This window comes from Streptomyces sp. NPDC091287, from assembly GCF_044768525.1.
Lineage (GTDB): Bacteria > Actinomycetota > Actinomycetes > Streptomycetales > Streptomycetaceae > Streptomyces.
Genome location: NZ_JBIVUV010000006.1, coordinates 418161 through 440870, shown reverse-complemented (window position 1 = coordinate 440870; position 22710 = coordinate 418161). Strand labels below are relative to the sequence as shown.

Sequence of the window (22710 nt, the reverse complement as noted above, 5' to 3'; positions counted from 1 at the left end):
CTTGTGTCGGCCGAGCACCGAGCCCTGACCGCTTCTTACTGTTTTTTCACGTTCGCGGGCGCATGTTGTCCTGCCGGCCACGGAAGGGTGCCCGAACGGTCCCGCATACTTGCCGCCATGCCGTTCACGCTCAGTCATGCCGCCGCCGTGCTCCCGGCGATCCGCCGGAACGGGACGGCCCGGTGGCCGCTGTTCCCGTCCGCTCTCGTCGCCGGTTCGTTCGCGCCCGACATCACCTACTTCGCGGACACGGTGATCCCCGGGGCGATGGAGTTCGGGTCGTTCACGCACACCTTCCTCGGGGTCGTCACGGTGAACGTGATCATCGCGGCGGCGCTGGTGGTGGTGTGGGTCCTGCTGCGGGAGCCGTTGGCGGCGCTGTTGCCGGTACGGGTACGGGGCCGCGTCCACACCTTCGTCCGGGGGCAGCGGTGGACGCGGGCCTCCTTCGGGCCTTCCGCCTGGCTGTGGTTCGCCGTCTCCGGTGCGCTGGGCGCGGCCACGCATGTGGTGTGGGACGCGTTCACCCACCACAGCCGGTGGGGGACGGAGCTGGTGCCGTTGCTCAGCCGCAGTGTCGGCGGCTTCCCGGTGTACCAGTTCGTCCAGTACGGCAGTTCGGCCCTGGCCCTCGTGGTCATCGGCTGGTTCGCCGTCACCGGGCTCCGACTGACCCCGAAGGCCCCCGCGCCCGAGGAGGTGCCGGTGCTCGGCCGCCGGGAGAGGTGGGGCGCTCTCGGCCTGCTGGGCCTGTGCGTGCTGCTCGGCGTCGTCCACCGGTGCGTCCGCTGGTACGACCGCTTCGGCCGGGTGGAGAGCCCGCTCGACATCATCCCCACGGCCTGCTTCGGCGCGGGCGCCGGGCTGGCGGCCGGGCTGCTGCTGTACGGGGTGTGGATGCGGCTGCCGGGCAGGCGGCGGGGGACGAAGGGCCCGGAGCGGACGCCGGTACCGGAGGGGACCCGTACGGGAGCGCCGGCCGGCCGGAGGTAGCGGCGAGCAGAAGGGCCGGGCCCGGAACCGTGACGCGGTCCGGGCCCGGCCTTCATCGGTGGCTCAGTGCGCGGCCGACTCCCAGTCCTTGCCGACGCCGACCGACACGTCGAGCGGGGCGCGCAGCTCGACCGCGTGGGCCATCTCGTGGCGGAGGATCTCCTCCACCCGCTTCCGCTCGCCCTTCGCGATCTCCAGGACGATTTCGTCGTGGACCTGGAGCAGCATCCGCGAGGTCAGCCCGGCCTCGGTGAGCGCCTTGTCCACCCGGAGCATCGCGACCTTCACGATGTCCGCGGCGGTGCCCTGGATCGGGGCGTTGAGCGCCATCCGCTCGGCGGCCTCGCGGCGCTGGCGGTTGTCGCTGTTCAGGTCGGGGAGATAGCGGCGCCGACCGAGGATCGTCTCCGTGTACCCGGTGGCCCTGGCCTCCTCGACGACCCGGTGGAGATAGTCCCGTACCCCGCCGAACCGCTCGAAGTAGGTGTCCATCAGCACCCGGGCCTCGGCGGGGTCGATGTTCAGCTGCTGGGAGAGCCCGAACGCGGAGAGACCGTACGCCAGGCCGTAGGACATGGCCTTGATCTTGCGGCGCATCTCCGCGTCGACCGCGTCCTTCTCGACGCCGAAGACCTGCGAGGCGACCGTGGTGTGGAGGTCCTCGCCGGAGGCGAACGCCTCGATCAGGCCGGCGTCCTCGGAGAGGTGTGCCATGACCCGCAGCTCGATCTGGCTGTAGTCCGCCGTCATCAGCGTCTCGAAGCCCTCGCCGACGACGAAGCCCCGGCGGATCGCCCGGCCCTCGTCCGTGCGGACGGGGATGTTCTGCAGGTTGGGCTCGGTGGAGGAGAGCCGGCCGGTCGCCGCCACCGTCTGGTTGAACGTGGTGTGGATGCGTCCGTCGGCGGCGATCGTCTTGATCAGGCCCTCGACGGTGACCCGCAGCCTGGCCTGATCGCGGTGGCGCAGCATCAGGACCGGCAGCTCGTGCTCGGTCTGCGCGGCCAGCCAGGCCAGCGCGTCCGCGTCCGTGGTGTATCCCGTCTTGGTCTTCTTCGTCTTCGGCAGGCCCAGCTCGCCGAAGAGGATCTCCTGGAGCTGCTTGGGCGATCCGAGGTTGAACTCACGGCCCACCGCCGCGTGCGCCTCCTTGATCGCCTGCTGCACGGTCCCGGCGAACTGCTGCTCCATCCCCTCCAGGTGGGCCCGGTCCGCGGCGATCCCGTGCCGCTCCAGACGGGCCAGGAGGATCGACGTCGGCAGCTCCATGTCGTGCAGCAGCTCCGCCGCGCCCACCTCCTTGAGGCGAGTGGTGAACGCGTCGCCCAGGTCGAGCACGGCGCGGGCCTGCGCCATCAGGGCGTCCGCCTCGGCCCGGTCGTCCGCGCCGAAGGCCAGCTGCCCGTCGGAGGCGGCGGCCGGGGCCAGCTCCCGGCCCAGATACTCCACGGCCAGCGTGTCCAGGGCGAAGGAGCGACGGCCCGGCTTCACCAGATACGCGGCGAGCGCGGTGTCCATCGCGACGCCTTCGAGCCGCCAGCCGTGCTCGGGCAGGACCCGCATCACGTTCTTCGCGTTGTGCAGGACCTTCGGCCGGGCCGGGTCCGACACCCAGGCGGCGAACGCCTGCTCGTCGGCCTCCTCCAGCTGGGTGGGGTCCAGCCAGGCGGCGGCCCCGTCCGCGGCGGCGAGCGCGATCTCCGTGACCGTGCCGGCGCCCAGCGACCAGGTGTCCACCGTCATGACGCCGAGCGGCTGCGCGCCGTGCTCCTCCAGCCAGGGGGCGACCTCGCCGGAGCCGAGCACGACCCCGTCCAGCTCGATACCGGCGGCGGGCGCGGGCGGCTCGGCCTCCGCCGCCCCCGGGTCGACGGCGAGGAGGCGCTCGCGCAGGCTCGGGTTGCGGATCTCCAGTATGTCCAGGACACCGGTGACCGCCGTGCGGTCGTACGGGGCGCGCTCCAGCTCGGCCGGGGTCTTCGGCAGCTCCACGTCCCGGACCATCTCGGTCAGCACCCGGTTCATCTTCACCGCGTCCAGGTGGTCGCGGAAATTCTGCCCGGCCTTGCCCTTGACCTCATCGGCCCGCTCGACCAGCTCGACGAAGGAACCGAACTGGTTGATCCACTTCGCGGCCGTCTTCTCCCCCACCCCGGGAATGCCGGGAAGGTTGTCCGACGGGTCGCCGCGCAGCGCGGCGAAGTCCGGATACTGCTGCGGGGTGAGCCCGTACTTCTCGACGACCTTCTCCGGCGTGAACCGGGTCAGCTCGGAGACCCCCTTGGTGGGGTACAGCACGGTCACGTTCTCCGTGATCAGCTGGAAGGAGTCCCGGTCGCCGGTGACGATCAGCACCTCGAACCCGGCCGCCTCGGCCTGGGTCGCCAGCGTCGCGATGACGTCGTCCGCCTCGAAACCGTCCACCGCGAAACGGTCCGCGTGCATCGCGTCCAGCAACTCGCCGATCAGCTCGACCTGCCCCTTGAACTCATCGGGGGTCTTGGAGCGGTTCGCCTTGTACTCCGGGAACTCCTGCGCACGCCAGGTCTTGCGGGACACGTCGAACGCCACCGCGAAATGCGTGGGCGCCTCATCACGCAGGGTGTTCGCCAGCATCGACATGAAGCCGTACACGGCATTCGTCGGCTGCCCCACCGCCGTCGTGAAATTCTCCGCGGGCAGGGCGAAGAACGCCCGGTACGCCAGGGAGTGCCCGTCCATGAGGAGCAGGCGCGGTCGGTTGTCTGCCGTCTTCTTCGATGCCGTCTCAGCCACGCCCCCGATCCTGCCACGGCCCACTGACAATCCGGACCGGCACGACATCCACAGGGCCGTGACAGGATCGACGGTGAGGACATCAACACGCCGTTCACGTGGAAGAAGCGCTCGAAGGGGAGCAGCATCATGGCCACCAAGCCGCCGACCGGTGACCCGGTCCAGGACGCCCCGCAGGTCGAGCCGGCCCCGCACGCCGCCGCAGGCCTGCCCGCCGTCGCCCACTCCCTGCGCATCGCCCACCAGCAGATGGGCGTGCGCCGCACCGCGCAGACCCTCCTCAAGGTCAACCAGAAGAACGGCTTCGACTGCCCCGGCTGCGCCTGGCCCGAGGGCGACAAACGGCACACCGCCGAATTCTGCGAGAACGGCGCCAAGGCCGTCGCCGAGGAAGCGACCCTGCGCCGCGTCACCCCCGCCTTCTTCGCCGCCCACTCACTGGCCGACCTCGCCGAACGCAGCGGCTACTGGCTCGGCCAGCAGGGCAGGATCACCCAGCCGGTGTACCTCCCCGAGGGCGCCGACCGGTACGAAGCGGTCACCTGGGAGCGGGCCTTCGCGATCATCGCCGAGGAGCTGACCGCCCTCGACTCCCCCGACGAGGCCCTCTTCTACACCTCAGGACGCACGAGCAACGAGGCCGCGTTCCTGCTCCAGCTCTTCGCCCGCGAGTTCGGCACCAACAACCTGCCGGACTGTTCCAACATGTGCCACGAGTCGTCCGGCTCGGCGCTCACCGAGACCATCGGCATCGGCAAGGGCAGCGTCTCCCTGGAGGACCTCCACCAGGCCGACCTGATCATCGTCGCCGGACAGAACCCCGGCACGAACCACCCCCGGATGCTCTCCGCCCTGGAGAAGGCCAAGACCTCCGGCGCGAAGATCATCTCGGTGAACCCGCTGCCCGAAGCCGGCATGGAACGGTTCAAGAACCCCCAGACCCCGCGGGGCATGATCCGGGGCACCGCCCTCAACGACCTCTTCCTCCAGATCCGCATCGGCGGCGACCAGGCCCTCTTCCGCCTCCTCAACAAGCTGATCCTCGCCGCCGAAGGCGCCGTAGACACCGCGTTCGTCGCCGAACACACCCACGGCTACGAGGAGTTCACCAAAGCCGCCGAAGCGGCGGACTGGGACGAGACCCTCACCGCGACCGGCCTCACCCGCGCCGAGATCGAGCAGGCCCTCGCCCTCGTTCTCGCCTCCAAGCGCACCATCGTCTGCTGGGCGATGGGCCTCACCCAGCACAAACACTCCGTGCCCACCATCCGAGAAGTCGTCAACTTCCTCCTCCTGCGCGGAAACATCGGTCGCCCCGGCGCCGGAGTCTGCCCGGTACGCGGCCACTCCAACGTCCAGGGCGACCGCACCATGGGCATCTTCGAACGGCCCGCACCGGCCTTCCTCGACGCCCTCGACAAGGAGTTCGGCATCACCTCGCCGCGCCACCACGGCCTGGACGTGGTGCGCTCCATCCAGGCCCTGCGCGACGGCGAGGCGAAGGTCTTCTTCGCGATGGGCGGCAACTTCGTCGCGGCCACGCCCGACACCGCCGTCACCGAGGCCGCGATGCGCCGCGCCCGCCTCACCGTCCACGTCTCGACCAAGCTCAACCGCTCCCACGCCGTGACCGGGACCCGCGCCCTGATCCTGCCCACGCTCGGCCGGACCGACAAGGACGTCCAGGCGAGCGGCAAGCAGTTCGTCACCGTCGAGGACTCCATGGGCATGGTCCACGCCTCACGCGGCAACCTCACCCCCGCCGGCCCCCACCTGCTCTCCGAGCCGGCCATCGTCGCCCGCCTCGCCCGCGCCGTCCTCGGCGCCGGCTCCCGTACGGACTGGGAGGCCTTCGAGCAGGACTACGCCACCATCCGCGACCGCATCTCCCGCGTCGTCCCCGGCTTCGAGGACTTCAACACCCGCGTCGCCCGCCCCGGCGGCTTCACCCTCCCCCACGCCCCCCGCGACGAGCGCCGCTTCCCCACCGCCACCGGCCGCGCCAACTTCACCGCCGCCCCCGTCGAGTACCCCGAACTCCCCGACGGCAGGCTGCTGTTGCAGACACTGCGCTCCCACGACCAGTACAACACCACCATCTACGGCCTCGACGACCGCTACCGGGGCATCAAGGGCGGCCGCCGCATCGTCATGGTCAACCCCGAGGACGCCGCCGCCCTCGGCCTCGCCGACGGCGCGTACACCGACCTCGTCAGCGAGTGGAAGGACGGCGTCGAGCGCCGCGCGGACGGTTTCCGCGTCGTCCACTACCCCACCGCCCGGGGCTGCGCCGCCGCCTACTACCCGGAGACCAACGTCCTGGTCCCCCTCGGCTCCACGGCGGACACCAGCAACACCCCGGCCAGCAAATCGGTCGTCGTCCGCTTCGAGAACACCCGGAGCGCCTGAAGACCGCCACCCCCTAAGCGTCCGCTCAGCCGTCTGACCCCTAAGCGTCCGCTCAGCCGTCTGATAAGAACAGTGCAGACAGCAACCAACGAGCGCACCGAAACGGAGCCGGATCCATGGGCGAGCACACCGCACCCCTCTTCCCGCAGAAAGTCATCGACGAGTACGCGGCACTCGGCGTCGACCTGCCCGCCCTCTTCTCCGCCGGCCACCTCGGCGAACGCATGGGCGTGACCATCGTCGAGGCCTCCGCCGACCGCGTCGTCGGCACCATGCCCGTCGAGGGAAACACCCAGCCCTACGGACTCCTGCACGGCGGCGCCTCCGCCGTCCTCGCCGAAACCCTCGGGTCCATCGGCTCCATGCTCCACGGCGGAGTCTCCAAGCTCGCCGTCGGCGTCGACCTCAACTGCACCCACCACCGGGGCGTCCGCAACGGCCTCGTGACCGGCGTCGCCACCCCCGTACACCAGGGCCGCTCCACCGCCACGTACGAGATCGTCATCACCGACGAACAGGACAAGCGGGTCTGCACCGCACGCCTCACCTGCCTCCTCCGCGACGCCCCCCGCCCCGAAGCGGGCTGACCCCCGCCACCCGCCAACCCCCTCGCCCCACACGGCGCGAACCCCCTGCCCGGCCAGAACCGCACCCTGTGCATTCCGGCCGGGCAGTGCCATATCCCCACCAAAGAACGACAGTTGTCCGACACACTCGGTCAACTTCCTTGACGTCACAGCGCGTTCCATGAGCCACTCAGCAGCCACATCAGCCCCGCGGCCCCGCCGACCCAAGCACCGATGTAACACTGCGTAACGTGCAGGCAATGCGGAATCCAGCCGCGCACCCCGGCCACGGACACCCGGGGAACTTCGCCGCGCCCACCGCGATCATCGAACCGCGTCAGCACCAAGATCACCCCAAGCCCCTTAGCAGAGCTGCGCGTTCTCAGCATGTGGTCGTTCCGCACTCCAGGCGAAACCGTCACATGTCCTCACAGGAACCTCAAGCCTTGCTCAAGGGCATAACAAGAGAGTCACATCCGCCGCCGACCAGTCCCGGTGGCCCCCGGCTGCGCTTAGAGTCACCGCCAGTCACCGCGCCGCCGGGCGCGTCTGCTGCACGGCCCTGTACCAACCCAGTACGGCCCGGCGAACATCACGGCACCTCATGCCAGAGGAGCGCCGCGCCAGGGAAAGGACCCTCTCGTGCGACACCGTTCTTTGCTCATACTCACCGCAGTGCTCACCACCGGAGCACTCACCCTCACCGCCTGCGGGTCGCGCGACGAAGGCAGCAAGGACAGTGGAGACAGCGGTGGCAAGACCACCGTCGTCATCGGCGTGGACGCGCCCCTGACCGGCTCCCTCTCCGCGCTCGGCCAGGGCATCAAGAACTCCGTGGACCTCGCGGCCAAAACCGCGAACAAGAACAACGAAGTCCCCGGCATCGAGTTCAAGATCGAAGCCCTCGACGACCAGGCCGTCCCCGCCTCCGGACAGGCCAACGCCACCAAGCTCGTCGGCAACACCGACGTCCTCGGCGCCGTCGGCCCGCTGAACTCCGGCGTCGCCCAGTCCATGCAGGGCGTCTTCGACAAGGCCGACCTCACGCAGGTCTCGCCCGCCAACACCAACCCGGCCCTCAGCCAGGGTGACAACTGGGCGAAGGGCGACGTCAAGCGCCCCTTCAAGACCTACTTCCGCACCTGCGCCACCGACGTCGTCCAGGGCAAGTTCGCCGCCCAGTACCTCTTCAACGACGCCAAGAAGAAGAAGGTCTACGTCGTCGACGACAAGCAGACCTACGGCGCCGGCCTCGCCGCGATCTTCTCCGAAGAATTCGAGCGCCTCGGCGGCAAGGTCGTCGGCACCGACCACGTCACGGTCAAGGAGACCGACTTCTCCAGCACCGCCGACAAGGTCAAGAGCTCCGGCGCCGACTCCGTCTACTACGGCGGTCAGTACCCCGAGGGCGGCCTGCTCTCCGACCAGATCAAGAAGACCGGCGCCAAGATCCCCACCATGGGCGGCGACGGCATCTACGACCCCGCCTTCATCAGCGCCTCCGGTGAGGCCAACGACGGCGACTACGCCACCTCCATCGGCTACCCCGTCGAGGCCCTCCCGACCGCCAAGAAGTTCATCGCGGACTACAAGGCCGAAGGCTACAAGGACCCCTACGCGGCCTACGGCGGCTACTCCTACGACGCCGGATGGGCCATCGTCCAGGCCGTCAAGGCCGTCGTCGCCGACAACGACGGCAAGCTCCCCGAGGACGCCCGCGCCAAGGTCACCGAGGCCATGTCCAAGGTCTCCTTCGACGGTGTGACCGGCAAGGTCTCCTTCGACGAGAACGGCGACACCACCAACAAGCAGCTCACCGTCTACGAGGTCCAGAAGGGCGCTTGGAAGGACGTCAAGAGCGCCACGTTCGAAGACTGATCCCACCGGCACAGCCCCGCCCCACCTGACCCAAGCCGCGCGAGGGCGCAAACAGCGCCCTCGCGCGGAGTCATATCCGACAAGCTCATCGGAGGCCCTGCGGTGCACGAACTGCCGCAACAGCTGGCCAACGGCCTTGCCCTCGGCGCCCTCTATGGCCTCATAGCCATCGGGTACACCATGGTGTACGGCATCGTCCAGCTCATCAACTTCGCCCACGGCGAGATCTTCATGATCGGGGGCTTCGGCGCCCTCACCACCTACATCATGCTCCCCAGCGGGACCACCCTCCTGGTCGCCATCCCGCTCATGATCATCGGTGGTGCCATCGCCTCCGTCGCCGTGGCCACCGCCGCGGAACGGTTCGCCTACCGGCCCCTGCGCGGCGCACCCCGCCTCGCCCCGCTCATCACCGCGATCGGCCTCTCGATCGTGCTCCAGCAGCTCGTCTGGGGCTTCTACCCCGACGCGAAGAAGCCCCGCAGCTTCCCCGAATTCCAAGGCGAATCGTTCAAGCTGCTCGACAACCTCTACCTCCAGCGCGCCGACGCCTTCGTCCTCGTCCTCGCCCCGCTCTGCATGCTCGCCCTCGGCCTCTTCGTCGCCAAGAGCCGCAGCGGCCGCGCCATGCAGGCCACCGCCCAGGACCCCGACACGGCCAAGCTCATGGGCATCAACACCGACCGCATCATCGTGATGGCCTTCGCCATCGGCGCCGCCTTCGCCGCCATCGCCTCGGTCGCCTACGGCCTCGACAAGGGCCAGATCAACTTCGAGATGGGCTTCATCCTCGGACTCAAGGCCTTCACCGCCGCCGTCCTCGGCGGCATCGGCAACATCTACGGAGCCATGGTCGGCGGCGTCGTCCTCGGCCTCGCCGAAGCCCTCTCGATCGCCTACATCGAAGAGATCCCCGGCATGCAGCAGCTCGGCGGCGGCGCCTGGGCCAACGTCTGGGCCTTCGTCCTTCTCATCGTCGTCCTCCTCGTCAGGCCACAAGGCCTGCTCGGCGAGCGCGTCACGGATCGGGCGTGATACCGATGACCACCAACACCCACGAGACGACGCCCGTCCTCGCCATCCCCGCAGCCCGCGCGGCCACCACGGCCGGAGCCGCACTCACCCTCGCCTCCACCTTCCTCGCCTGGACCTGGACCTCCGAATTCCCCGGCGACCTCACCGTCACCGGCTACCCCGGCGGCCTCCAGGTCCTCACCCTCGTCGGCGCAGCACTCACCCTGCTCTTCGCCCTCTCCGGGTACGGCATCAAGGGCCTCGGCTGGCTCACCCCCGGCGGCTCCAACAGCCCCGTCCGACTCGCCGCATTGGGCGTCCTCGGAACCATGGGCTTCACCGTCGGCGCCATCTCCGTCACACTCGGCGGCGTCGTCAACCTGGAACCCGGAGCCTGGATCGGCCTCGTCGGCGCCATCATCACCGTCGTCGCCTCCCTCGGCCTCCCCCACGACCAGGACATCACCGACACCACCACCCCCTCGCCCCTGGAACGGTTCCTCAACAGCCTCCGCGCCCCAGCACCCGGACGCCCCAAGGAACTCCCCTCCTGGGCCGAAATCCTGATCATCGTCGCCGCCTTCGGCATCGGTCTCTTCGTCGTCACCTACGGCATCGACACCGCATACCCCGAACTCTTCATCGGCTACCTGATCATCAGCGCCTTCGCGGTCGCCGCACTCTTCAAGGCCGGCCTCATGGCCCGCCTCTCCGCGCTCACCACGAAGTACCGCTCCATCGCCGTCGCCGCCGCCTTCGTCGCCGCAGCCGTCTTCCCCTTCACCCAGAACACCGACCAGTACACCCTCATCGCGGTCAACATCCTCATCTTCGCAACCGTGGCACTGGGCCTGAACATCGTCGTCGGCCTCGCCGGACTCCTCGACCTCGGATACGTCGCCTTCCTCGGCGTCGGCGCCTACACCGCCGCCCTCGTCTCCGGCACCACCGCATCCGCGTTCGGCGTCCAGTTCCCCTTCTGGGCCTCCGTCCTCACCGGCGCCGCCGTCTCCCTCATCTTCGGCGTCGTCATCGGAGCACCCACCCTCCGCCTCCGCGGCGACTACCTCGCCATCGTCACCCTCGGCTTCGGCGAGATCTTCCGCATCGCCGTCGGCAACCTCGACGGCGTCTCCGGACCACGCGTCACCAACGGCCCCAACGGCGTACCGAACATCCCCGACCTCAACTTCTTCGGGTACGACTTCGGCGAATCCCACACCATCCTCGGCTTCGAACTCGGCGCCTACGCCAACTACTACCTGCTCATGCTGCTCGCGATGATCCTCGTGGTCCTCGTCTTCAGCCGAGCCGGCAGCTCCCGCATCGGCCGCGCCTGGGTCGCCATCCGCGAGGACGAGACCGCCGCCACCGCCATGGGCATCAACGGCTTCCGCGTCAAGCTCATCGCCTTCGCCCTCGGCGCCACCCTCGCCGGCATCGCCGGCACCGTACAGGCCCACGTCCAGAGCACCGTCGTCCCCGAGATGTACGTCTTCGCCGGACCCGTACCGCCCAACTCCGCCTTCCTCCTCGCCGCCGTCATCCTCGGCGGCATGGGAACCATCAGCGGACCCCTCATCGGCGCAGCACTCCTCTACATGATCCCGGCGAAGCTCCAGTTCCTCTCGGACTACCAGCTCCTCGGCTTCGGCCTCGCGCTCATCCTCCTCATGCGCTTCCGCCCGGAAGGCCTCATCGCCAACCGGCGGGCCAAGCTGGAGTACCACGAGACCAACCAGCTCGACGTACCCGAAGAAACCCTGGCCGACACCACCTCCGGCACCAAGAAGGCGGGGGCGTGAACACCATGACCACCACCACACCCGAGACCGCCACCACGGTGCTCGACGCCAGCGGCGTCACCATGCGCTTCGGCGGACTCACCGCCGTCCGCAACGTCGACCTCACCGTCACAGCAGGCGAGATCGTCGGCCTCATCGGCCCCAACGGCGCCGGCAAGACCACCTTCTTCAACTGCCTCACCGGCCTCTACGTCCCCACCGAGGGCAAGGTCAGGTACAAGGGCACCGTCCTGCCGCCCAAGCCCCACCTCGTCACCCAGGCAGGCATCGCCCGCACCTTCCAGAACATCCGGCTCTTCGCCAACATGACCGTCCTGGAGAACGTCCTCGTCGGACGCCACACCCGCACCAAGGAAGGCCTCTGGTCGGCCCTCCTCCGCGGCCCCGGCTTCAAGAAAGCCGAAGCCGCGTCCCACGCACGCGCCATGGAACTCCTGGAATTCATCGGCCTCCAGGACAAGGCCGACCACCTCGCGCGCAACCTCCCCTACGGAGACCAGCGCAAGCTGGAAATCGCCCGCGCCCTCGCCAGCGACCCAGGCCTCCTCCTCCTGGACGAGCCCACCGCCGGCATGAACCCCCAGGAAACCCGCGTCACCGAAGAGCTCATCTTCGCCATCCGCGACATGGGCATCGCCGTACTCGTCATCGAGCACGACATGCGCTTCATCTTCAACCTCTGCGACCGCGTCGCCTGCCTCGTCCAGGGCGAAAAGCTCGTCGAGGGCACCCCGAGCGTCGTCCAGGCCGACGAACGCGTCGTCGCCGCCTATCTCGGTACGCCCTTCGAAGGCGCCCCCGGGGACGAGGAGGCCGCCGAGGTCGAAGCAGCCGAGGCGCAGAGCACCACCCGCAAGGAAGGGGAAACCCCGTGACCGCCCTGCTAGAGGTCGAAGACCTCCGCGTCGCCTACGGCAAGATCGAAGCCGTCAAGGGCATCTCCTTCAGCGTCGAAGCCGGCCAGGTCGTCACCCTCATCGGCACCAACGGCGCGGGCAAGACCACCACACTGCGCACCCTCTCCGGGCTCCTCAAGCCCTCCGGCGGCCGCATCACCTTCGACGGAAAACCCCTCGGCAGCGTCCCCGCGCACAAGATCGTCGCGCTCGGACTCGCCCACTCCCCCGAGGGCCGCCACATCTTCCCCCGCCTCACCATCACGGAGAACCTCCAGCTCGGAGCGTTCCTCCGGACCGACAAGGCAGGCATCGAGAAGGACGTCCAGCGCGCCTACGACCTCTTCCCCATCCTCGGGGAACGCCGGAAGCAGGCCGCCGGCACCCTCTCGGGCGGCGAGCAGCAGATGCTCGCCATGGGACGCGCCCTGATGTCCCAGCCCAAGCTGCTCATGCTCGACGAGCCCTCCATGGGACTCTCCCCGATCATGATGCAGAAGATCATGGAGACCATCGTCGAGCTCAAGGCGGCGGGCACCACGATCCTGCTCGTCGAGCAGAACGCCCAGGCCGCCCTGTCCCTCGCGGACCAGGGTCACGTCATGGAGGTCGGCAAGATCGTCCTCTCCGGCGCGGGCTCGGACCTGCTCCACGACGAGTCGGTCCGCAAGGCCTACCTCGGCGAGGACTGACGCGTCTGCCGTACGCGAGAGGCCCGCACCCGGTTCGCCCCGGGTGCGGGCCTCTCGCTTTGCGTACGCCTACGCGGCTACTCGGCCGCCTTCTTCTTCTCCTCGGCGTCCTCGATCAACGCCTCCGCCAGCTGCTGCATCGACATCCGGCGGTCCATCGACGTCTTCTGGATCCACCGGAACGCGGCCGGCTCGGAGAGCCCGTAATCCGTCTGCAGGATGCTCTTGGCCCGGTCCACCAGCTTCCGGGTCTCCAGCCGCTGGGACAGGTCCGCGATCTCGCTCTCCAGCGCCTTCAGCTCCGCGAACCGCGAGACGGCCATCTCGATGGCCGGCACCACGTCGCTCTTGCTGAACGGCTTCACCAGATACGCCATGGCCCCGGCGTCGCGGGCCCGCTCGACGAGGTCGCGCTGCGAGAAGGCGGTGAGCATCAGGACCGGGGCGATGGACTCCTCGGCGATCTTCTCGGCGGCGGAGATCCCGTCGAGGACCGGCATCTTCACGTCCAGGATGACCAGGTCCGGCCGGTGCTCCCGGGCCAGCTCGACGGCCTGCTGCCCGTCGCCCGCCTCACCGACGACGGAGTAACCCTCCTCCTCCAGCATCTCCTTGAGGTCGAGGCGGATGAGGGCCTCGTCCTCGGCGATGACGACGCGGGTCGTCAGCGGCGGGACGTGCGACTTGTCGTCGTCGACGGCGTCTACGGGCTGGGGCGACTCGGGGGTGGTCACGGGGCTCCTTGATTCAGGCCAGGCGCTGCTGCTAAGCAGCCTACCTAGCGGCGCGCCCACTGGGTCACCCGGTACACTGCTGCCGAGCAACCTTGCCGGGTTGGTGGAATGGCATACACGGATGTCTCAAACACATCTGCCCGAAAGGGCTTGCGGGTTCGAGTCCCGCACTCGGCACAGATAAGGCGGAGCGGATGTTCACGAGCGAGTGAACATCCGCGTTCTGCTACACGCGGCGACCCCGCGTTGCAGAAGGTGATGGAATGGAATTCCACAGCCTGGAAATGCGTCGGCATGCGCTCACCCTCCTCCGGAGCGGCACCAAGAACGCCGAGGTGGCCCGTCAGCTGAACGTCCCTCGCGGCACCATCTCGTACTGGCTGCACGTGGACCGCGCCAAGCGCGGAGAGTGCCCTGGAGCGCACAACCCGTCGTGTCATCGATGCGACGGCACAGCACTCGCCGAGCCCGCCTATGCGTACCTGCTCGGTCTCTACCTGGGAGACGGCCACATCAGCCAGTACTCCGCCCACCGGGCACCGAGTCTCATGATCACGCTGGACGATGCGTGGCCCGGTATCCAGGACGAGGCAGAGGCTGCATTGCGTAAGGTCTTCCCGGACAACGCAACGTGCCGAGTCCGCAGGACCGGCTGCCACAACATCAAGCTCTACTCGAAGCACCTCGTCTGCTACTTCCCGCAACACGGCCCCGGCCGGAAGCACGAACGTGACATAGCCCTGGAGTCCTGGCAGCAGAAGATCGTCGACGCGCACCCCTGGCAGTTCGTCCGTGGCCTTGTCCATTCCGACGGCTGCCGCCTCACCAACTGGACCACGCGCATCGTCAGCGGCGAGCGAAAGCGCTACGAGTACCCCCGCTACTGGTTCACCAACGTCTCCGACGACATCCGCCGCCTCTACACCGACACCCTCGACGCGCTCGGCATCACCTGGACGCACTGCACCCGCGCGGGCAAGCCCTACAACATCTCCGTAGCCCGACGGGCATCCGTAGCCCTCATGGATGCGCACGTCGGGCCGAAATACTGAGCCGCCCTACTTCGGGCTGTCGTCCTCGCCGATGTGGTGGACGCGGACCAGGTTCGTGGAGCCGGCGACGCCGGGAGGGGAGCCGGCGGTGATGACCACGACGTCGCCCTTCTTGCAGCGGCCGATGCGCAGGAGCTCCTCGTCGACCTGGGCGACCATCGCGTCCGTGGAGTCGACGTGCGGGCCGAGGAAGGTCTCGACGCCCCAGGTGAGGTTGAGCTGGGCGCGGGTGGCCTCGTCGGGGGTGAAGGCGAGGAGCGGGATGGGTGAGCGGTAGCGGGAGAGGCGCTTTACCGTGTCGCCGCTCTGGGTGAAGGCTACGAGGAACTTCGCACCGAGGAAGTCGCCCATCTCGGCGGCGGCCCTCGCGACGGCGCCGCCCTGGGTGCGGGGCTTGTTGCGCTCGGTGAGGGGTGGGAGGCCCTTGGCGAGGAGGTCTTCCTCGGCGGCCTCGACGATGCGGGACATGGTGCGGACGGTCTCGATGGCGTATTTGCCGACGCTGGTCTCGCCGGAGAGCATGACCGCGTCGGTGCCGTCGATGATGGCGTTGGCGACGTCGGAGGCCTCGGCGCGGGTGGGGCGGGAGTTGTCGATCATCGAGTCGAGCATCTGGGTGGCGACGATGACCGGTTTGGCGTTGCGCCGGGCGAGCTTGATGGCGCGTTTCTGGACGATGGGGACTTGTTCCAGGGGCATTTCGACGCCGAGGTCGCCGCGGGCGACCATGATGCCGTCGAAGGCGGCGACGATGTCGTCGATGTTGTCGACGGCCTGGGGTTTTTCGACCTTGGCGATGACGGGGAGGCGGCGGTTCTCCTCGTCCATGATGCGGTGGACGTCGTCGATGTCGCGTCCGGTGCGGACGAAGGACAGGGCGATGATGTCGGCGCCGGTGCGCAGGGCCCAGCGGAGGTCGTCGATGTCCTTTTCGGAGAGGGCGGGGACGGAGACGGCGACGCCGGGGAGGTTGAGTCCCTTGTTGTCGGAGACCATGCCGCCTTCGATGACGGTGGTGTGGACGCGGGGGCCTTCGACGCCGGTGACTTCGAGGGTGACGCGGCCGTCGTCGACGAGGATGCGTTCGCCGGCGGTGACGTCGGCGGCGAGTCCGTCGTAGGTGGTGCCGCAGATGTCGCCGGTGCCCTGTCCTTCGAGGGGTTCGACGGTGATGGTGAAGGTGTCGCCGCGTTCAAGGAGTACGGGGCCTTCGCGGAAGCGTCCGAGGCGGATCTTCGGGCCTTGAAGGTCGGCGAGGATGCCGACGTTGCGGCCGGTTTCCTCGGACGCTTTGCGGACGTGGTGGTAGCGGGCTTCGTGTTCGGCGTAGCTGCCGTGGCTGAGGTTGAAGCGGGCGATGTCCATTCCCGCTTCGACCAGGGCTTTGATCTGGTCGTATGTGTCGGTTGCGGGTCCCAGGGTACAAACGATTTTCGCTCGGCGCATGGTTCGAGACTAAACCTTACCTACGGGTAGGTATTTGGCTCTGCATGACACCTCAACAACCTTCTCATGAAGGGTTGTTGACAACTGTTGAATTGTGCAGCGGGTCGCTCTGATGAGCGTTTATCCGAGGTTCGGCGGGATGAGTGTGAAGGATGCCTCGACTTGGGCGTCGACGGTCTGGCGTACGGGTTCGAGGTCGACGGGTGCGGCGTCGGTGGCGGCTTCCGGGGCGGCGCCGGCGAACGGCATGGCTTGGGTGGAGAAGGCGGCGCGGGCCATGCGGGGGCTGCCGTGGGTGCCGGTGTCGCTGAGTTCGAGGAGGGCGCCGAGTCGGGTGTCGAGGGCTTCGGCGTACTCGCGGGCGCGCTGGAGGGCTCCTTGGACGGCTTGGCGGCGGGCGGCGGCGTGGTGGGGGGATGTGGGGCGCAGCGCCCACCAGGGGCCGTCGATGCGGGTGAGGTCCTGGTCGGCGAGGCGGGCGATGAGTTCGCCGAGGGTGGTGAAGTCGCTGAGGGTGGCGGTGAGTTGGATGCTGCCGTGGTAGGCGCGGATGCGTTCGGCGCGGCCGTGGCGGGTGAGTTCGGGACGGATGGCGAGGGTGCCGGTCTCCAGTTTCTCGATGGCGTCGCCGTAGGTCCTGATGAGGTCGAGGGTGGTGGTGTTGCGGCGGGTGAGGTCGTCGAGGGTGGTGCGGCGGTCGGTGCCGCGGGCGGTGAGGGTGATGGTGATGTGGGCGATCTCGGGGTCGACTTCGAGGTGGGCTTCGCCGCGGACGGTGACGTGGGGGGTGGTGGGGGTGCCGTAGGGGTGGTGGGGTGCGGGGGCGGGAGTGGCGGCGGGTGTGGGGGTTTCGGTCATGTGTTCACTGTGGCACGGGGGGTGGTGTGTCGTGGTGTGTGTCGCGTGGTCATCAGATCGAAATCTGCGTGGGGTGTTGTGCGTGGTGGCGGCTGGGCCAGAATCTACGCGCGTTGCCCTACTGAACGAGGAGTGAAGAGATGCCGTTGAACCGTAGGACGTTTCTGGGCCGTTCGGCTGCCGCCGGTGCGGGTGTGGCGATGGCGGGCGGTGCGGTCGGGGGCTCGGCCGGTGCGGCGGAGGCGGAGGGGCACGGTCACGGTCATGGGCGTCCGGCGAAGCGGTATTCGTTCACGGTGATGGGCACGACCGATCTGCACGGGAACGTCTTCAACTGGGACTACTTCACGGACAAGGAGTACGACGACTCCGCGCACAACGATGTCGGTCTGGCGAAGATATCGACGTTGGTGGAGCAGGTGCGCCGGGAGAAGGGCCGTCGGAACACGCTGCTGATCGACGCGGGCGACACGATCCAGGGCACGCAGTTGTCGTACTACTACGCGAAGGTCGATCCGATCACGGCGCGGCGTGGTCCGGTTCATCCGATGGCGCAGGCGATGAACGCGATCGGTTATGACGCGGCGGCGCTCGGGAATCACGAGTTCAATTACGGCATTCCGGTGCTGCGGAAATTCGAGGAGCAGTGCGAATTTCCGTTGCTGGGGGCGAATGCGCTGGATGCGAAGACGTTGCGGCCGGCGTTCGCCCCGTATGTCATCAAGCGGTTGCGGACGCCGTACGGGCGTGATGTGCGGGTGGCGGTGCTGGGGCTGACGAATCCTGGTATCGCGATCTGGGACAAGGCGAATGTGGGCGGGAAGATGGTGTTCCCGGGTCTGGAGGAGCAGGCGGCGAAGTGGGTGCCGAAGCTGCGGTCGATGGGTGCGGACGTGGTGCTGGTCTCGGCGCATTCGGGTTCTTCGGGGACGTCGTCGTGGGGGGATCAGTTGCCGTACGTGGAGAACGCGGCGGCTCTGGTGGCGGAGCAGGTGCCGGGGATCGACGCGATTCTGGTGGGGCACGCGCATGTGGAGATCGCCGAGCACTTCGTGACGAACAAGGAGACCGGGAGGCGGGTCGTGCTCTCGGAGCCTGCGAAGTGGGGTCAGCGGCTGACGCTGTTCGATTTCGATCTGGTGTGGGAGAAGGGCCGCTGGGCGGTGGAGAAGGCCGGTTCGCGGGTGTTGAACTCCAACACGGTGCCGGAGGACCGGAAGGTGACGTCGCTGCTGCGGTCGGAGCACCGCAAGGTGGTGGAGTACGTCAATCAGGTGATCGGTACGTCGGTGGTGGCGATGTCGACGGCGGACGCGCCGTGGAAGGACGAGCCGATCATCGATCTGATCAACCAGGTGCAGGCGGAGACGGTGAAGGCGGCGCTGGCGGGTGGGGAGTACGCGGCGTTGCCGGTGCTGTCGCAGGCTTCGTGCTTCTCGCGTACGGCGGGGATTCCGGCCGGTGAGGTGACGATCAAGGACGCGGCGGGGCTGTATCCGTTCGAGAACACGCTGGAGGCGCGGCTGCTCACGGGTGCGCAGTTGAAGGAGTACCTGGAGTATTCGGCGCGGTATTTCGTGCGGACGCCCGCGGGTGGTCCGGTGGACACGGCGAGGCTGACGAACGCGGACGGGATTCCGGACTACAACTACGACGCGGTGTCGGGGGTGACGTACGACATCGACATCGCTCAGCCGGTGGGTTCGCGGATCGTCGGGCTGTCCTTCGAGGGGAAGGCGATCGATCCGGCTGCGCGGTTCTTGTTCGCGGTGAACAACTATCGGGCGAGTGGTGGGGGGAACTTCCCGCATGTGCCGGGTGCGCGGCAGGTGTGGGCGGATTCGGACGAGATCCGGAACACGATCATCGGGTGGGTGCGGGAGAAGGGGTCGGTGGATCCGGCCGCGTTCGCTTCGGTGGGGTGGCGGCTGACGCGTGATGGGGCGCCGGTGTTCCCGTAACGCCTGTGTTCCTGTGACGCCTGTGTTCCTGTGACGCCTGTGTTCCTGTGATGCCGGTGTGCCCGTGGCGCCGGTGTGCCCGTATCGCTGTGTGCGGCGGGTTGTTCGTTCGGCCCGGGTCTCCTTCGGGGGCCCGGGCCGTTCGTTGTGCGGGGGCTAGACGGATTGGCTCAGGGGGACGAGGGCGGGGGCCTGGGCGGGGATTCTCGGGGGCTGGGGGGCGAGGCCGAAGGTGGTGAAGGCCGTGCGGTCGGGGAGGGGGTAGGGGTTGGCGTCGGTGAGGTTGTTGAGGATGGTGGCGCTGCGCCAGGCGGCGAGTCCGAGGTCGGGGGCGCCGACTCCGTGGGTGTGGCGTTCGGCGTTCTGTACGTAGACGTGTCCGGTGACGGCGGGGTCGAGGACCAGGCGGTACTGGTCGTCGATGCGGGGGCGGTGGGAGGCGTCGCGGCTGAGGTAGGGGCCGAGGCTGCCGAGGACGGCGTCGAGGGGGCGTTCTCGGTAGCCGGTGGCGAGGATGACGGCGTCGGTGGTGAGGCGGGAGCGGGTGCCCTGCTGGGTGTGTTCGAGGTGGAGTTCGACGCGGGTGTTGGCGACGCGTCCGGCGGTGCGGACGTGGACTCCGGGGGTGAGGGTGGCGTCGGGCCAGCCGCCGTGGAGGGTGCGGCGGTAGAGCTCGTCGTGGATGGCGGCGATGGTGTCGGCGTCGATGCCTTTGTGGAGCTGCCATTGGCGGGGGACGAGTTCGTCGCGGGCGGATTCGGGCAGCGCGTGGAAGTAGCGGCTGTAGTCGGGGGTGAAGTGTTCGAGGCCGAGCTTGGAGTACTCCATGGGGGCGAAGGCCTGGGTGCGGGCGAGCCAGTGGATCTTCTCGGCGCCTTCGGGGCGGGCGCGCAGGAGGTCGAGGAAGATCTCGGCGCCGGACTGTCCTGATCCGATGACGGTGATGTGTTCGGCGGCGAGGAGCCGTTCGCGGTGGCGGAGGTAGTCGGCGGAGTGGAGTACGGGGACGGTTTCGGCTTCGGCGAGGGGTTTGAGGGGTTCGGGGACGAAGGGTTCGGTGCCGATGCCGAGGGCGATGTGGCGGGCGTAGGCGCGGCCGAGGGCTTCGGCTTCGCCGTCGCGGTCGATTTGGGTGAAGTCGACTTCGAAGAGGGCGCGGTCGGTGTTCCAGCGGACGGCGTCGACCTGGTGGCCGAAGTGGAGTCCGGGGAGTTGTTCGCTGACCCAGCGGCAGTAGGCGTCGTATTCGGCTCGTTGGATGTGGAAGCGCTCGGCGAAGTAGAAGGGGAAGAGCCGGTCGCGGGTGCGGAGGTAGTTGAGGAAGCTCCAGGGGCTGGCGGGGTCGGCGAGGGTGACGAGGTCGGCGAGGAAGGGGACCTGGAGGCTGGCGCCGTCGAGGAGGAGGCCGGGGTGCCAGTGGAAGGCGGGGCGTTGTTCGTAGAAGGTCGCGGCGAGGGGGCGGGGGTCGTCGGTGCTCGCGGGGATGTTGTGGGCGAGTGCGGCGAGGGAGAGGTTGAAGGGGCCGATGCCGATGCCGACGAGGTCGTGTGGCTGGTCGGGTGCGGGGGCGGGCCGGGCGGTCATCGCGGGGTGTCGCCTTCTGTGGGGTGAGGGGTGGGGTGGGTCGCGGCGGGGGTGGTGGGTGGGTGGGTGAGGTGGTCGGCGGTGGTGTCGGTGATGAGGTCGAGGAGTGCTTGGAGGTCCTGGGGGGTGGTGTGGGGGTTGAGGAGGGTTGCTTTGAGCCAGAGGCGGCCTTCGGCGTGGGCGCGGCCGAGGACGGCGTGGCCGCGTTGGAGGAGGGTGCGGCGGATGGTGGCGACGGTGTGGTCGTCGGCGTCGGTGGGGCGGAGGAGGACGGTGCTGATGGTGGGGCGGGCGTAGAGGTCGAGGGTGGGGCTTTTGGTGACGAGGTCGGCGAGGTGGTGGGCGGTGGCGAGGGTGCGGTCGATGAGGTCGGCGAGTCCGGTGCGGCCGAGGGCCTGGAGGGTGACGGCGATCTTGAGGGCGTCGGGGCGGCGGGTGGTGCGCAGGGAGCGGCCGAGGAGGTCGGGGAGGCCGGCTTCGGTGTCGTCGTCGGCGTTGAGGTAGGGGGCGTGGTGGTGGAGGGGGGTGAGGTGGTGGTGTTCGGGTACGGCGAGGAGGCCGGCGGAGGCGGGTTGCCAGCCGAGTTTGTGCAGGTCGAGGGTGACGCTGTGGGCGCGGTCGAGGCCGTGGAGGAGGGTGCGGTGGGTGGGGCTGAAGAGGAGGGGTCCGCCGTAGGCGGCGTCGATGTGGAGTTCGGCGCCGTGGGTGGCGCAGAGGTCGGCGACGGCGTCGAGGGGGTCGATGTCGCCGGTGTCGGTGGTGCCGGCGGTGGCGACGACGAGGAGGGGGCGGTGGAGTTCGGTGAGGGCTTCGTCGAGGGCGGCGAGGTCGAGGGTGCCGGTGGGGGCGGGGACGACCACGGGTCGGGGGAGGCCGAGGAGCCAGGCGGCGCGGGCGATGCTGTGGTGGGCGTTGGCGCCGCAGATGGTCTGTACGGGGCCGTGGCGTTCGCGGGCGAGGAGCAGGGCGAGTTGGTTGGCCTCGGTGCCGCCGGTGGTGATGACGGCGTCGGGTGAGCGGGTGTGGGGGTAGATCTCGGCGGCGAGTGCGGTGGTGAGGTCGGCTTCGAGGGCGGAGGCGGCGGGGGCCTGGTCCCAGGAGTCCATCGAGGGGTTGAGGGCGCTGGCGGCGAGGTCGGCGGCGGCGGCCAGGGCGAGGGGCGGGGTGTGGAGGTGGGCGGCGCAGTGGGGGTGGGCGGGGTCCGCGGCGCCTGCGGCGAGGGCGGTGACGAGGGCCCGGAGGGCGTGGTGGGGGCCGGTGCCGTGGTCGGGGATGAGGGGGTGGGTGGCGGTGCGGGTGCGGGGGGTGACGGTGTCGGGTCCGCCGGCGGGGAGGGGGCCGCCGCGGAGGGTCGCGCCGTCGTGGAGTGCGGTGAGGACGGTGTCGATGAGGGGGCGGAGGGCGGCGGGGCCTGCGATGCCTCCGGCGAGGGGCGGGGTGGGCATGGGTGAGGTGGTCCTTCGGTGCGCGGGGGTGGGCGCGCCGGCTTGTCCCGGGTTTCGGGTGGCGCGGCCGAAGAGCCCAACGATCTGAACTCGAAAGGGGTACTGCCGGTTGGTGTGGCCCGGTTGGGAGGGGCGGGGACGCCGCCCGACACGTTGCCGTCCCGGCATGTGCTGACGCTGCCCGCGATGGGGTCGGCCGTGCGCATCGCCCGGGAGACCGCCGAGCAGGGCCGTGATGGAGCTGCCCCACGGTCTGGGCGGCAGCGCGGGGATGCTGAACGAGATGGGGGTCGAGGCCGCCCATCTCTCGCAGCAGCTGGCCGTGTTGCGCCGTGCCGGTCTCGTGACGGCCCGGCTGGAGGGCTCGGCCGTCCATTACACGCCGGCCGACCCGGGGGTGGCTGAGCTGCTGCGGGTGGCGCGGACGATCCTGACCGGGGTGCCGGCGGGCCAGGCGGAGCTGCCGGCCGATCTGCGGGCGACGGGCGCCTTGGGGGACGGCGCCCCGGTCGGGGCTCCGGACGATGTCGCTGACGAGAGCGGCGGCGGCCCCGGCTGATCCTCCGTACCGCCCGGCCGCGGGGCGGGAAGCGGTTCCCGCT

Annotated in this window: 17 protein-coding genes and 1 tRNA gene; 12 read left to right on the top strand and 6 right to left on the bottom strand. The window is 69.1% G+C overall.

The features are described 5' to 3' along the window. Positions 1-117: 117 nt before the first annotated feature. On the top strand, positions 118-993 hold the full coding sequence (locus ACIQRW_RS13100) for a DUF4184 family protein (protein ID WP_403758381.1): 876 nt from the start codon (positions 118-120) through the stop codon (positions 991-993). A 63-nt stretch (positions 994-1056) separates the two neighbouring features. Here ACIQRW_RS13100 and polA read toward each other — a convergent pair whose 3' ends face one another. Further along, positions 1057-3768: a DNA polymerase I gene (gene polA / locus ACIQRW_RS13095; RefSeq protein WP_403758378.1), complete on the bottom strand. Its 2712-nt coding sequence runs from the start codon at positions 3766-3768 to the stop codon at positions 1057-1059. A 129-nt stretch (positions 3769-3897) separates the two neighbouring features. Between polA and ACIQRW_RS13090 the strand changes: the two genes are divergently transcribed. From ACIQRW_RS13090 to ACIQRW_RS13060, 7 genes are all read left to right on the top strand, one after another. Continuing rightward, entirely contained in the window at positions 3898-6177 is a 2280-nt protein-coding gene (locus ACIQRW_RS13090) for an FdhF/YdeP family oxidoreductase (protein ID WP_403758375.1), read from the top strand. A gap of 116 nt (positions 6178-6293) precedes the next feature. Further along, on the top strand, positions 6294-6764 hold the full coding sequence (locus ACIQRW_RS13085) for a PaaI family thioesterase (protein ID WP_403758372.1): 471 nt from the start codon (positions 6294-6296) through the stop codon (positions 6762-6764). Positions 6765-7385: 621 nt separating this feature from the next. Next, on the top strand, positions 7386-8621 hold the full coding sequence (locus tag ACIQRW_RS13080) for a branched-chain amino acid ABC transporter substrate-binding protein (RefSeq protein WP_403758369.1): 1236 nt from the start codon (positions 7386-7388) through the stop codon (positions 8619-8621). 102 nt (positions 8622-8723) lie between these two features. Beyond that, complete coding sequence (locus tag ACIQRW_RS13075) at positions 8724-9656, top strand: branched-chain amino acid ABC transporter permease (protein ID WP_403758365.1); 933 nt, start codon at positions 8724-8726, stop codon at positions 9654-9656. 5 nt (positions 9657-9661) lie between these two features. Next, on the top strand, positions 9662-11440 hold the full coding sequence (locus ACIQRW_RS13070; RefSeq protein WP_403758362.1) for a branched-chain amino acid ABC transporter permease: 1779 nt from the start codon (positions 9662-9664) through the stop codon (positions 11438-11440). Positions 11441-11445: 5 nt separating this feature from the next. After that, complete coding sequence (locus ACIQRW_RS13065; protein ID WP_403758456.1) at positions 11446-12315, top strand: ABC transporter ATP-binding protein; 870 nt, start codon at positions 11446-11448, stop codon at positions 12313-12315. After that, positions 12312-13028: an ABC transporter ATP-binding protein gene (locus tag ACIQRW_RS13060; protein ID WP_403758359.1), complete on the top strand. Its 717-nt coding sequence runs from the start codon at positions 12312-12314 to the stop codon at positions 13026-13028. Before ACIQRW_RS13065 ends, ACIQRW_RS13060 begins: the two co-directional genes overlap by 4 nt. 77 nt (positions 13029-13105) lie before the next feature. Here the strand turns inward: ACIQRW_RS13060 and ACIQRW_RS13055 are convergent, their stop codons facing one another. Beyond that, complete coding sequence (locus ACIQRW_RS13055) at positions 13106-13762, bottom strand: ANTAR domain-containing response regulator (protein WP_073747771.1); 657 nt, start codon at positions 13760-13762, stop codon at positions 13106-13108. Between the two features lie 94 nt (positions 13763-13856). Between ACIQRW_RS13055 and ACIQRW_RS13050 the strand changes: the two genes are divergently transcribed. Then, a tRNA-Leu gene (locus ACIQRW_RS13050) sits at positions 13857-13939 on the top strand. A gap of 86 nt (positions 13940-14025) precedes the next feature. Further along, positions 14026-14814, top strand: coding sequence for a helix-turn-helix domain-containing protein (locus ACIQRW_RS13045; RefSeq protein WP_403758356.1), 789 nt, complete (start codon positions 14026-14028; stop codon positions 14812-14814). A 6-nt stretch (positions 14815-14820) separates the two neighbouring features. Here the strand turns inward: ACIQRW_RS13045 and pyk are convergent, their stop codons facing one another. Together pyk and ACIQRW_RS13035 are read right to left on the bottom strand one after the other, a co-directional pair. Further along, positions 14821-16260 (bottom strand): pyruvate kinase, encoded by a 1440-nt coding sequence (gene pyk / locus ACIQRW_RS13040; protein WP_403758353.1) that lies wholly within the window; start codon positions 16258-16260, stop codon positions 14821-14823. Positions 16261-16380: 120 nt separating this feature from the next. Continuing rightward, the gene (locus ACIQRW_RS13035; RefSeq protein ID WP_403758350.1) at positions 16381-17118 is read right to left on the bottom strand and encodes an SIMPL domain-containing protein; all 738 of its coding nucleotides are present in this window, start codon (positions 17116-17118) and stop codon (positions 16381-16383) included. Positions 17119-17258: 140 nt separating this feature from the next. On the opposite strand from ACIQRW_RS13035, the gene ACIQRW_RS13030 reads away from it, so the two are divergent. Continuing rightward, positions 17259-19079 (top strand): bifunctional metallophosphatase/5'-nucleotidase, encoded by a 1821-nt coding sequence (locus ACIQRW_RS13030; protein WP_403758347.1) that lies wholly within the window; start codon positions 17259-17261, stop codon positions 19077-19079. Between the two features lie 156 nt (positions 19080-19235). Here the strand turns inward: ACIQRW_RS13030 and ACIQRW_RS13025 are convergent, their stop codons facing one another. Together ACIQRW_RS13025 and ACIQRW_RS13020 are read right to left on the bottom strand one after the other, a co-directional pair. After that, complete coding sequence (locus ACIQRW_RS13025; protein ID WP_403758344.1) at positions 19236-20663, bottom strand: lysine N(6)-hydroxylase/L-ornithine N(5)-oxygenase family protein; 1428 nt, start codon at positions 20661-20663, stop codon at positions 19236-19238. Beyond that, a complete protein-coding gene (locus ACIQRW_RS13020) occupies positions 20660-22108 on the bottom strand; it encodes a pyridoxal phosphate-dependent decarboxylase family protein (RefSeq protein ID WP_403758341.1) in 1449 nt (482 codons plus the stop codon). Before ACIQRW_RS13020 ends, ACIQRW_RS13025 begins: the two co-directional genes overlap by 4 nt. A gap of 235 nt (positions 22109-22343) precedes the next feature. Here ACIQRW_RS13020 and ACIQRW_RS13015 point away from each other — a divergent pair, with 235 nt between their 5' ends. Next, the gene (locus tag ACIQRW_RS13015) at positions 22344-22667 is read left to right on the top strand and encodes an ArsR/SmtB family transcription factor (protein ID WP_403758338.1); all 324 of its coding nucleotides are present in this window, start codon (positions 22344-22346) and stop codon (positions 22665-22667) included. Positions 22668-22710: the final 43 nt, after the last annotated feature.

Bases quoted from the DNA above. Each gene is read 5' to 3' on its own strand.
- ACIQRW_RS13045 (WP_403758356.1), top strand. From the start codon at position 14,026: ATGGAATTCCACAGCCTGGAAATGCGTCGGCATGCGCTCACCCTCCTC.
- ACIQRW_RS13065 (WP_403758456.1), top strand. From the start codon at position 11,446: ATGACCACCACCACACCCGAGACCGCCACCACGGTGCTCGACGCCAGC.
- ACIQRW_RS13015 (WP_403758338.1), top strand. From the start codon at position 22,344: ATGGAGCTGCCCCACGGTCTGGGCGGCAGCGCGGGGATGCTGAACGAG.
- ACIQRW_RS13100 (WP_403758381.1), top strand. From the start codon at position 118: ATGCCGTTCACGCTCAGTCATGCCGCCGCCGTGCTCCCGGCGATCCGC.
- pyk (WP_403758353.1), bottom strand. From the start codon at position 16,260: ATGCGCCGAGCGAAAATCGTTTGTACCCTGGGACCCGCAACCGACACA.
- ACIQRW_RS13085 (WP_403758372.1), top strand. From the start codon at position 6,294: ATGGGCGAGCACACCGCACCCCTCTTCCCGCAGAAAGTCATCGACGAG.
- ACIQRW_RS13025 (WP_403758344.1), bottom strand. From the start codon at position 20,663: ATGACCGCCCGGCCCGCCCCCGCACCCGACCAGCCACACGACCTCGTC.
- ACIQRW_RS13070 (WP_403758362.1), top strand. From the start codon at position 9,662: ATGACCACCAACACCCACGAGACGACGCCCGTCCTCGCCATCCCCGCA.
- ACIQRW_RS13020 (WP_403758341.1), bottom strand. From the start codon at position 22,108: ATGCCCACCCCGCCCCTCGCCGGAGGCATCGCAGGCCCCGCCGCCCTC.
- ACIQRW_RS13030 (WP_403758347.1), top strand. From the start codon at position 17,259: ATGCCGTTGAACCGTAGGACGTTTCTGGGCCGTTCGGCTGCCGCCGGT.
- ACIQRW_RS13035 (WP_403758350.1), bottom strand. From the start codon at position 17,118: ATGACCGAAACCCCCACACCCGCCGCCACTCCCGCCCCCGCACCCCAC.
- ACIQRW_RS13090 (WP_403758375.1), top strand. From the start codon at position 3,898: ATGGCCACCAAGCCGCCGACCGGTGACCCGGTCCAGGACGCCCCGCAG.